Source organism: Streptomyces sp. NTH33, from assembly GCF_003236365.1.
GTDB lineage: Bacteria > Actinomycetota > Actinomycetes > Streptomycetales > Streptomycetaceae > Streptomyces.
Genome location: NZ_POTZ01000282.1, coordinates 1 through 9,471 on the forward strand (window position 1 = coordinate 1; position 9,471 = coordinate 9,471).

At 68.0% G+C, this 9,471-nt stretch carries 8 protein-coding genes and 3 pseudogenes; 4 read left to right on the plus strand and 7 right to left on the minus strand.

Annotated features, from left to right (window positions below):
* Positions 1-918 (plus strand): MSCRAMM family protein (locus C1I97_RS24065; RefSeq protein ID WP_111005269.1); only part of this gene is annotated, 918 nt, incomplete at its 5' end.
* Positions 919-1,097: 179 nt separating this feature from the next.
* On the opposite strand, the gene C1I97_RS24070 is transcribed toward C1I97_RS24065, so the two are convergent.
* Together C1I97_RS24070 and C1I97_RS24075 are read right to left on the minus strand one after the other, a co-directional pair.
* On the minus strand, positions 1,098-2,129 hold the full coding sequence (locus C1I97_RS24070; protein ID WP_111005270.1) for a helix-turn-helix domain-containing protein: 1,032 nt from the start codon (positions 2,127-2,129) through the stop codon (positions 1,098-1,100).
* A 5-nt stretch (positions 2,130-2,134) separates the two neighbouring features.
* A complete protein-coding gene (locus tag C1I97_RS24075) occupies positions 2,135-2,752 on the minus strand; it encodes a hypothetical protein (protein ID WP_111005271.1) in 618 nt (205 codons plus the stop codon).
* 242 nt (positions 2,753-2,994) lie between these two features.
* Here C1I97_RS24075 and C1I97_RS24080 point away from each other — a divergent pair, with 242 nt between their 5' ends.
* Together C1I97_RS24080 and C1I97_RS24085 are read left to right on the plus strand one after the other, a co-directional pair.
* Complete coding sequence (locus tag C1I97_RS24080; RefSeq protein ID WP_111005272.1) at positions 2,995-3,516, plus strand: hypothetical protein; 522 nt, start codon at positions 2,995-2,997, stop codon at positions 3,514-3,516.
* A gap of 149 nt (positions 3,517-3,665) precedes the next feature.
* A pseudogene (locus C1I97_RS24085) lies at positions 3,666-4,064 on the plus strand (transposase); the annotation flags it as partial.
* On the opposite strand, the gene C1I97_RS24090 reads toward C1I97_RS24085, so the two are convergent.
* Positions 4,046-6,208 carry a recombinase family protein gene (locus C1I97_RS24090; protein ID WP_111005273.1) on the minus strand — a complete coding sequence of 721 codons (2,163 nt, stop codon included), beginning with the start codon at positions 6,206-6,208 and terminating at the stop codon, positions 4,046-4,048. The pseudogene C1I97_RS24085 and the gene C1I97_RS24090 sit on opposite strands and share 19 nt — an antisense overlap.
* A gap of 299 nt (positions 6,209-6,507) precedes the next feature.
* Here C1I97_RS24090 and C1I97_RS24095 point away from each other — a divergent pair.
* Positions 6,508-6,645: pseudogene (locus C1I97_RS24095) on the plus strand (IS5-like element IS4811 family transposase); the annotation flags it as partial.
* Positions 6,646-7,276: 631 nt separating this feature from the next.
* Here C1I97_RS24095 and C1I97_RS24100 read toward each other — a convergent pair.
* The 4 genes and pseudogenes from C1I97_RS24100 to C1I97_RS42750 all read right to left on the minus strand — a co-directional run.
* Positions 7,277-7,819, minus strand: a complete 543-nt coding sequence (locus tag C1I97_RS24100) for a kinase (RefSeq protein WP_181446885.1) — start codon at positions 7,817-7,819, stop codon at positions 7,277-7,279.
* Between the two features lie 484 nt (positions 7,820-8,303).
* Positions 8,304-8,771, minus strand: a complete 468-nt coding sequence (locus C1I97_RS40710; RefSeq protein WP_220040856.1) for a hypothetical protein — start codon at positions 8,769-8,771, stop codon at positions 8,304-8,306.
* 201 nt (positions 8,772-8,972) lie between these two features.
* A complete protein-coding gene (locus C1I97_RS40715) occupies positions 8,973-9,158 on the minus strand; it encodes a hypothetical protein (RefSeq protein WP_220040855.1) in 186 nt (61 codons plus the stop codon).
* 49 nt (positions 9,159-9,207) lie between these two features.
* Positions 9,208-9,396: pseudogene (locus C1I97_RS42750) on the minus strand (hypothetical protein); the annotation flags it as partial.
* Positions 9,397-9,471: the final 75 nt, after the last annotated feature.

The window sequence follows — 9,471 nt, forward strand, 5'->3', positions numbered from 1 at the left end:
CCGAACGAGCCGACGCCCTCCACCTCCAGCGCCCCCACGGAGGGCCCCGAGCCCGACGCCGGCAGCGTTGCCATCACCAAGAAGGATCCGGCCGGGGACGTCCTGCGGGGAGCCACGTTCCTCCTGCTCGATGCCACGGGCCAGGAAGCGGGCCTGGGAAAGACCGACACCCACGGCAAGCTGACCTTCACCGGCCTCGCCCCCGGCATCTACCGGCTCAAGGAGACCGCCTCGGGCAGCCCGCTCCACGAGGTCGTCGCCGATCAGGATGTGATCGTTACCCCCGGCGCCACCGCCCAGGTGACCGTCGTCGACCCCTTCAAGCCCGTCCAGGTCACCCTCAAGGCCAAGGACGACAAGACCGGCAAGCTGCTGCCCGGCGCCACTGTCAACATCGGCAGCGGTGACAAGACCCTCCTCACGCTCACCACCGGTGCCGAGGGCACAGCCACCGCGAAGCTGCCCGTCACCAGCCGCACCGGTACGGACTTCTGGGTCAGGCAGATCAAGGCGCCGACCGGATATGACCTTTACAAGGGCCAGATCAACTTCAAGGCCAAGCCCGGCGACCCGATCACCGTGACCGTCACGAACGCCAAGACCCACACGACACCGCCGAGCTCCGACCCCTCGGACAAGCCCACTACCAAGCCCGCGCACGAGCCGACCGACAAGCCGACGACGGGCAAGCCCGGTGACGACAGCTCCTCGGCCCCGTCGAAGACCCCGTCCCATACGCCGACCACAGGCAAGACCGCGTCGAGCACCTCAGCTCCCGCCGCCAGCGGATCCCTCGCGCACACCGGAGCTGACGCCACCCCGTGGCTTCTCGGCGGAGCCGGACTGCTCCTCGTCGCTGGGGGTGGCACTGTCGTAGCCGCCCGCCGACACCGCACCGGCGACTCCGACGAGAGCTGACCCGCCTGCCCCACTGAACATCGACGCCCACCTGATCGGCACACCCCGGGCCCGCACCCGCACCAGCCACTTCGCAGCACTCGGCCCCGCCGAGCCGAAGCCCGGCGGGGCCGAGTAGGGCCTGCCTTCGAATTAACCAACAGCGTCCCCGAAGGGGGCGGGGGCGACCTGTAGCGGGATCACACGGCGCGAAGCCCACGAGCCGCACCGTATTCGGCATGAAACTCGCGGACCTTCAGTCCCACGACTTTGGCGAGTTCGGCATCCGAGTAGCCGTGCTCGCTCCGGTGCAGATCAAGCATGCTGGGCAGGATCCGGGGCTCTTCCCGTTCCGGTTCAGCTGGCTCATTCCGCCGGTAGCCGAGCTGGGAAATCTGCACTTGGAGACTCTTGTACTTGCGATCGTCGATCTTGCCGAGGTGACGGGCTGTCTGGATGATCGCAGCCATCGAAGCCTTCCAGTACTGCTTGAGCTGCACAGCGCGCTGGATGTTCAGGCCCGTCAGGTGCGGCCCGATCAGTCGCGCAGGCATGAGGAACTCCGATGCGAACCGGTCCGCCTCGCGCTCCCCGTCGTCGCTGGGAAACTGATGCAAGAGCAGATGCCCGAGTTCGTGCAGGACAGTGAAGCGTTCCCGAGCAGGCGGCATCCCCGTGTTCACGATGATCACTGGGAGGCCGTTGGGCGGACGGACGCTGAGTCCGGAGATCTTCGGGGACTCCAGGTCCCGGCGAACCACGACGATGCCAGCCCGTTCGACGGTGCGGATGACGTCGTGCACTGGTCCGTCGGGAAGCATCCAGCTGGCCCGCAGCCTGGCGGCCGCTTCCTCGGGCTCGTACTCCTCGATGTCCAGCACCGGCAGACGGAAGGGCGGGTCGATCTCCACGCTGGCTTCCAGTCGACGCAGCTGCATCAGCAGAAGGTTCACTTCCGCCTCGATGCGGTGGAGCGCCGTCTTGCCCAGTCCGGACTGCTTGCGGTGGTAGAAGCCCGATGGTCCCAGGCCCACGGGCTCATCAGGCCAGTCGAACAGCTCCAGGGGATAGCCCAGCACGTCTGCGATCACGGCCAGCCGGTCAGGCGACAGGGGTCCGACGCGGTTCTCCGCCTTCGACAGCGCTGCCTGCGAGATGCCTGCCAGGCTGGCCAGCTTGGACTGTGACAGTCCGCGTGACTCCCGCGCGAGTTGGAGCAAGCGCGGGTTCATGGTGATTACCTCTCTTCCGATGCGGTCTGGCCTGTGTCTTCTGCTGCCGGCTTGGGCCGGACGATGGTATCCACCTGATCTTGCGTGCTGGCGACCGGGATGGGAGTGACCGGCGCGGCGACTTGATCGATGCCCAGATCCAGCTCAAGAACCCACAGCTGGTCTTTGTCAAGGGTGCAGGTGATGGCCGCCAAGCGCAGGCCGATCCCGGTGTCATCCGGCAAGTAGCCGGCCACCAGGTGCGTCAACTCGTCCATGCCCGGAAGCACCTGGTTGGCGTACTCGACACTCTGCTGGGTCGGGATGCCGCTGGTGCGCAGGCTGCCATCGCGGAACTTCTTGAACCGCATCACGATCTTGTCCGAGAACGTGAGAAGCAGGAACCCCCTACTGTCGCTGACGGTCACCTCCGGGTCCCCGTCGAAGGTGTTCAGCGCCTCGTACCGGATGAAGTCGTACACCAGGCTGGCGCGGGACCGGTTGCTGATGATGACACCCAGTTCGGCGTCACGGGCGAGCAGCGCCCGCCAGCGCTTCCAGCCCCGGTCGATGCACGATCCGATGCTGTCGAGGTGCGGGGACAGGACCTGAGTGGCCTCGTCGGCCGAGATCGGTTGCGTCACAAGGGCATCCTGCCGACTTAACCACCCGCTGTCAATTATTCCGCAACCTATTCTTTCTGCAGCTCAGTGCGGCCTTGGCGTAGAACGACAAGAAGCCCCCGCCGCCCTCGGGGACGCTGACGCTTCGGGGATCTTGGCTTCCGGTCTGTACGTGCACTGTGCGTAGTGGGAAGTTAAAGGACCTGTGGCGGTCGGGCTGGTCCTCGGCCCTATGTGTTCCATTTGCCTAGGGAGGAGGGAGCGTGACCTCCGATCACGACCTGCTGTGGCGTCGCTGCTCGAGCCTGGGCCGCGTCCTGCTGCCTGTGGTGGACGAGGAGGCGTGGCGCCAGGCCCGCCGCCACGAGCATTTGGGGGTCTGGGGCATGAACATCGTGGAAGGCGAGCGGCTGATCGAGGTCTTCGCGGCCCTCGCCGCCCATGCCGTCGCGGTCGACACTTCCATATCTGCCGCAGAACTTGACGTCCTACCTCTGAGCGCGGTGGCTGACGCGGCGACCGGTAAATGCGACTTCGAGCTGCTCGCCGGACTCCCGGACACCTTCGCCGACGGCCGCGACGAACTCGCAGTCAACGTCTTCCGGCTGTACACCTACAGGGGTGGGCAGTACAGCCGCCGGCTTTTCCAGCTGAGCACAGAACTGCGCCATGCGCTGATCGTCCTCGCCGAACGCTCGCGAATGCCGTCCCCCACGTGCGGGCACGTCTTCTTCTGGGCGGCTGCAGCTGGCCTGTCCAGTGATCATGGGGATCAGACGAGCTGAGGTCGCGCTCCCGGCCACGGGTGGTGGCGGTGTACCGGGCGACCGTCAGTCTCGGTGCCCGCTGGGCAGCCAGCGGTGTCATCAACCAGATCCGTGAACAGCTCGCCGGGCGGATCCGCCGGGAGATGGGCAAAGCTCTGCGGGCGGTGGCCGTGATCATCGACTCGCAGTCAGTCAAAGCCGCATCGACCGTCGGGAAAGAAACCCGTGGTTACGACCCAGGGAAGAAAATCAACGGCCACAAACGCCATCTCGTGGTCGACACCCGCGGCCTGCCGCTGATGGTCATGGTCACCCCCGCCGACCTGCACGACTCCGCCGCGGCGAAGGAGGTCCTCTTCCGCCTCCGCCTGATGCACCCCGAGATCACCATCGTCTGGGCCGGCCGGGCCTCCGCGGGCAAGCTCGTGACCTGGGCAAAGAGGCACCTGAACCTCACGATCAAGACGGTCAGCCGCCCGAAGGGCACCCCCGGCTTCGTCATCCTGCCCCGCCGCTGGGTCGTCGAGATGCGTCAAGCACACTGCACTCATGAATGCAGGTCGGCTGTCGCGTCGGCGGATTCCGTCCAGAGGCGTCGGCTGTACCAGCCGGGCGGGCGGGTCCGGCGCTCGCGGAGTTCGGCGAGTTCGGCCTGGTCAGCATGGGCGACGACCCGGTAGGGAGGGCGACTCTCCTTGCGTGCGGTCAGCCGGCCACAGCGGATCCAGGAGCGCAGGGTGGCCTTGGGCATCTCGAGTTCCGCGGCCAACTCATCCAGCCACCACTCGTCCGGTCCGGGTTCCTCGCCCGAGGGCGCGGGACGGCGCGGGTGGACAGGTGCCGACGAGCAGCCGAGGCGGCGCATGAGCTCGTGGACGGTGGGCTCGGAGATCTTCTTGCCGCCCTTGGCCGGGTGGAAGCCCTCGGCCTCCAAGCAGCGGGCGATGCCCCTGCTGCGCATGCCCTGGCCGGCCAGTTCCCGGATCCGGGCGGCCAGCCGCGGGTAGTAGCTGAGCTGTTCAAGGCGCTGGACCGGGCGGATGATCTCGCCGGAGGTCGTGGCGCCGCCGGCCCAGACGATGGTCGCCTTCACCCGCTCGCTGGTGCCGATCACGGTGAGCTCGACCTTGTCGACGATCGCGCGGACGATTTCCTTGCGGTCTTTGACCGTGGTGGTCTTCGCGTGCCACAGCCCCTTGATATCGCCGGCCAGGGCGGTGAGGGTCTGCCGCTCGGCGGGGGTGAGGATGCGCGGGCTGGTGCGGGCGAAGCGGTCATGTTCCTCGTGGAGCTTTTGCCGGGTGGCCAGCACGGTCTCCCACTCCTTCTCCAGCTGGCGGACGACCAGGCGGTTCTCCGGTTCGGCCAGGTGGTAGCAGCGGCGGGCCCGGTCGGCCTCATAGGCGGCCCGCTCCAGCCGCTGCGACCACAGTTTCTCCGCCTCGGCCCGCTCGGCCAGGATCTGGTCGGCGGCGTGCAGGGAGACCTCGACCGCGGCGGGCGTCAGCGCGGCGAGGACCTGCTGCTCGACGAAGGTGTCCACGCAGGCGGCGTTGAGCAGCTGGCAGGTCCCCAGCGCCCCGTAGTTGGTCACGTTGCGGACGCACTGGTACTCGGGCAGGGCCTTGCTGTGCTGGGTGTGGTAGCGCACGGTCATGCGCCGGCCGCAGCGGCCGCAGAAGACCAGCCCGGCCGCGAGCGCCGGCCCACCGCGGACCGCGCCCATGGCCTCGGCGCGGGCGCGGTTGGCGGCCAGTTTGGCCTCGTTGGCCTCGAACTGGGCGACGGAGATGTAGGCGGGCAGGACGTTGGGGATCATCACGAGCCATTCGTCACGGGCCTGGACGACTCGTCCGGTGCTGGGTCGGGCCGGGTCCTTGCGGCGCGGGTCGACCCGGCGCCGGCCGTAGGCGTAGATGCCGGCGTAGGCGGGGTTGTGCAGCAGGGTCTGCAGCGTCATCCGGTTCGGCCTGCGCCACTCCAGGGTGCCCTTGTCCGGCCCCTCCCGCAGCCGGATGCCCAACTCGATGTCGTGGTCGGCGAGGTAGCGCAGCATCCCGTGCAGGGTGCCGATCCGCTCGAACTGCCTGAAGATCAGGCGGATGACGGTCTGCACCTGCTCGTCCGGGTCGAAGACCACCTCGCCCGAGGGGCGGCGGACATAGCCGCTGGGCAGCGGGAAGGCAAGCTCGCCGCGGCGGGCCTTGTTCAGGCGTCCGTGCCACATCCGCTGCTTGATCAGGTGGAGTTCGGCCTCGCTCATCGTGCCCTTCAGGCCGAGCAGCAGCCGGTCGTTGTACTCGGCCGGGTCGTAGACCCCGTCGATGTCCGCCAGCACCGCGCCGGAGAGGGCGCACAACTCGATGAGCTGGTACCAGTCCCTGCCCGAACGCGCCAGGCGGGACATCTCGCTGCCCAGAACGAGGCCGACGTGGTCCAGGCCGATCTCGGTGACCAGCCGCTGGAAGCCGGTGCGGGCCACCGCACTCGATGCCGACCTGCCCAGGTCGTCGTCGATCACCAGGACCCGGTCCGCCGCCCAGCCCAGCATGACCGCCCGATCCACCAGGGCATACTGCAGCCGCGTCGACTCCTGATGGTCCACGATCTGCTGCCGCGTGGACTGGCGGATATAGACCGCCGCGAGGCGCTGGAGATGGCGGCCGCTCACCTTGCTGTCAGCCCGTTCCCAGGGCATCACCGCCGTCATGGCCGGCTCCGCTCACCCGCCACCACCGCGGCGGTCACCGCGCGACCGGCCAGTCTCACCAGCCGCTGGACCACCGCCCGCCGGTTCACCTCCGGCAGTGCGGCCCACACCCGTTCGCCCCGTGCCGGTGCCGTCCGCACCGTCGTCTGGGGCCGACGTCACTCTCGTCACACATGGCGACTCATCTCCCTCGCCACGATCCCGCAGCCGCTCGGCCACCGCGGCCAGCCGCAGCAGGCCCTCTCGGCCGATTATCGGCACCCGCTCACTGCCCAGACCATCCATACGTGCAGTGTGACTGGGCGATGGAGCGGTCCCTGGCCTGGACGATGAACGCCCGCCGGCATGCCCGGGACTACGAGAGGCTCATTCAGCATTCCGAGACCCTAATCACCTGGGCATCGATCACGCTGATGACCCGCCGCCTGACCCGCACAACCACCCCCGCACGAGTCCTGCAGGACACCTGACGCGTCCGCGGAGCCGGCCATCGGCCGACCCCACCGTCGAAGGAGCAGTCCGCGGCTTCTGTCCCCGCTTCGACGATGCTCGCAGGTCGGGGCTGGAGCAGGGGCGGCCCCGGTCTGGTCGAGCCATGATGTCCCGGGGCCGCTCTTCACCGGCCGGTTCAACCAGGTGAGAGGCGCGGCCGTGACCCGCACGGGGAGACAGGCTCAAGACCGCTACGCTGCACCAGTGTCACCGGCCAACGAGCACAGCCCGGGCAACGACACGGCCGCGTCAGCACACGGACGACACCCTCTTTGTTCTTGAGCTTTGAAACAGTTCCGAGCCAGCCCGCGACGAGCGGCCCCAGATCACAGTAGGTAGAACTTCTGGGGCCGCCCCATGGCGATCTCCGTACTCGAATACCGCGAGCCGCACCCCCTAAAACGAGGGATCGAGCAATCACAAACCGTGACGCGCTCCCAGCTCGACGATCTTGGGGTTCAGAAACAGCGTCTCCCCGTGATTCCGGGGGTTTGGCATGCCCGCAGTCAACATCTGGCAGATCCACAAACCTCCTGGCGTGGAATTGGAGGTGCCCTACACCATCAACCGATGTCCTCAGCGGTCGATGGCCGGCACCCAGTCCAGGCCGGTCTCGCGCATGATGCGCTCCACGGTCTCGCTCAGGGTGCTGCTGGCGTCGATGACGGTCTCGATGCCGCTGGGCAGCAGGTCCCGCTCGCGGTACCAATCACGCAGGTGCTGGTCGGTGACATGGGCCAGGTATGCCGGATCGGGCTTCGTCGCATGCCGAACGAGCGTTTCCTGGAGCGGCACGTCCAGGTAGTAGCAGCGAGAGGTGCCCCGGTGGTCGCGAACGAGGTCCTCAAGCATCGCGCCGTAACGGTCGGCATACAGGATTCCCTCGACGACCGTGTGGAATCCGGCATCCAGCGCGTAGCGAGCTGTCATGCCGATCAAGCCGATGTTGGCTGCGCCGGGCCGGTCGCGCTCGCGCAGCACGACGCGGCGCAAGTTGTCCTGGCCGACCAGGGCCAGGTTGCGGCCGAACTGCTCGCGTAGGCGAGCCGCGATGGACGACTTCCCCGAGGCGCTGTTGCCGCGCAGGACGATCAGCCGAGTCTCTTCAGTTCCTACCAACACGACGGGCACGATACTGACGGCTGCTGACACCAGAGGCCATCTCACACTGGACGGCACGGGAGCCGGTCACCTCGAGGGCGGCCAGGCTGCCGCGGTGATCGAATCCTCACCGCAGAGGATCGCCACGCTGCCGAGAGCCTTGGTCAGCCCAGCCAATTTGCGGAGACGGTAAGGGTATTCACCGCCAGGAGTGAACATCTTTGCCCCTCCGGGGCATGGAAAGGCCGAACGCCAGCGCGAGTCCTTCGGTGCGCGGCACACTGCCGCAGCAACAGCGTTCTCGTACCGGTCTCAGGCGGCGACGCCGAGTTCGGTGCGGGTGCGGCGGAGGAAGCCGCGCATGGCCGACTCGCGGGGAGGCGAGGGCCACGTTGCGCTGGTCCGACCAGGGGCTCTGGCCACGCCCTGAGCACCTTTCGCATTTTGCCAGGTCTTCCAGTCACGCCCCGGCCCTCATTGGGCCGGGGCGTGGCTGCGCTGGTCAGGTCGCGATGGTGGCCAGCCCGGCGATGCCGATGAGGTAGATGACGATCGCGGTGACACTGCCGATGCCCATCCGTGCGTACTGGCGTCGCGGTCGGAAGACGAGCCCGGCCATGTAGACGACGGTGAGGATGACGCCGAGCGCGGTGAGGTGGGTGTCGGTGTCGTGGGCCGCGGGCAGGACGGGCTTGCCGGAGATGACGGTGGCTAGGAGGAACAGCACAGGTAGGAAGGCATTGCCGCCGAAGATGTCGCTGACGGCGAGCTGGTAGTCGCCCAGCCTGGTGGAGGTCAGGCCGGTGCTGATCTCGGGCAGGGAGGTGACCGCGGCCAGCACCGTCGCTCCGAACAGCACACCGCTCAGGCCCTGACGGGTGAAGAACTCCTCGCCGCTGCGCTCGATGACGACGCCAGCGACGAGGGTGGCCAGGGCCGCGGCACCGAAGATGAGCGCGGCGCGGCTGATGCCGGCGCCCTGGTTGGTGGCGGCCTTCTCCTTCTTGCCGCGGGAGTGGCCGCGCGGCTCGGGCTGGCTGTCGGGGGCGTCGCCGCCCTCCCACCACGGCCCGGTTGAGCAGCATCAGCCCGATCAGCCACAGTGCAGCGATCGCGACGGAGGCGGGGGCCAGGCGAGCGGCGTGCAGGTCGGGTGAGAGCTGGGTGGCCATCACGACGACGGCCAGGACGACCACGAGACGAGCACGCCCTCCAGGACGGGTTGGAGACTGGCGGCCAGGCAGGTCAGCGGGGCGCGCGGCCGTACGCCGGCGGCGTCCAGGATGGCCAGGACGACGGTCTGGATGGCGATGCCGCCGAGGATGTTGCCGACGGCGACGTCGAGTTGGCCGGCCACCAAGGGCGGCGCTGACGGTGATGGCGATCTCCGGCAGGCTGGTGGCGATCGCAAGGAGGATCAGCCCGCCCAGCGCGCTGCCCAGATGAAGTCGTTCGGCGAGCACGTCCGTGGTGTCGGATAGCTTGATACCCGCGTACCAGATGACGACCACACCGGCCACGAACAGCAACAGCAGCACCGGTGAGAGGGCTTCTCGAAACCGAGTGTGGGGGCTGGGTTCGTGCTGGTCAGGCATGGTGCCGGGGTGGGTGAGGTAGGTCCGGTGCGTCCGTGGTGGTGGCGTGCTGGAGGTGCGTGATGGCGTCGGTGC

What these genes read in the sequence shown, in the direction of transcription:
- C1I97_RS24070 (WP_111005270.1), bottom strand. Translation starts at nt 2,129, where the DNA reads ATGAACCCGCGCTTGCTCCAACTCGCGCGGGAGTCACGCGGACTGTCA.
- C1I97_RS24090 (WP_111005273.1), bottom strand. Translation starts at nt 6,208, where the DNA reads ATGACGGCGGTGATGCCCTGGGAACGGGCTGACAGCAAGGTGAGCGGC.